The 767-nt window shown below is 65.7% G+C and carries 1 protein-coding gene; it reads right to left on the bottom strand.

The window, feature by feature from the left end; genetic code table 11:
- On the bottom strand, positions 1 to 767 hold a 767-nt coding region (locus OGY07_RS00060; RefSeq protein ID WP_286597901.1), incomplete at both ends, for an Ig-like domain-containing protein.

Raw genomic sequence — 767 nt, forward strand, 5'->3', positions numbered from 1 at the left:
ACGGTCAGGGTATGGCTGGCCGAACCGGTATTACCGGCGGCGTCTGCCACGCTGGCCGTCACTGCCCCCGTTGTGATGGAGGCCACGTCCGCTGCCGGGACGGTCACGCTCCAGCTGCCGTTGGCCTGCACCTGGGTGGTGTAGCCGGTACCGCCAATCGTCACGGTCACCGTCTGCCCCGCCGGGGCGGTGGTGGTGCCGCCGATCAGCAGATCCGCCTGCGCTTCGGTGGCGTTCAGGATATCGTCAGCCGCGATGGTGCTGATGGCGATCAGCGGCGCGCCCGTATCCACGCTGTAGTCGTGGGTGGCCGACGCGCTGTTACCTGCCGCATTGCTGACACTGGCCTCCACGCGGGCGCTGCCGTCGGTCAGACCAGCCAGTTCCGCAGCCGGGACGACCAGCATCCAGTGGCCGGTGCTGTCAACGCTGGCGGTATATGTCTTATTGCCAAAGGTGACGGTGACGTTCTGGCCGGCTTCCACACTGGTGGTGGTGCCGGAAAGCGTCAGGTCCGCGCCCTGCTCGGCGGCGTTGATCACGTCGTCGGCGGTCACGGTGTTAATGGTCACCACCGGCGCGGCGGTGTTCACCGTCACATCATGGGTGGCAGTACCGCTGTTGCCTGCGGCACTGGTGACGGTCACTGACACAGTGGTGGTGCCGTCGTTCAGGGCAGTGATATCCGCCGCCGGAACGCCGACGCTCCAGTTGCCGGATGCATCCACCACCGTGGTGTAGGTTTTGTTGTTAATGGTGACGACGAC

This window comes from Citrobacter sp. Cs237 (genome assembly GCF_030332325.1).
GTDB lineage: Bacteria > Pseudomonadota > Gammaproteobacteria > Enterobacterales > Enterobacteriaceae > Citrobacter_A > Citrobacter_A sedlakii.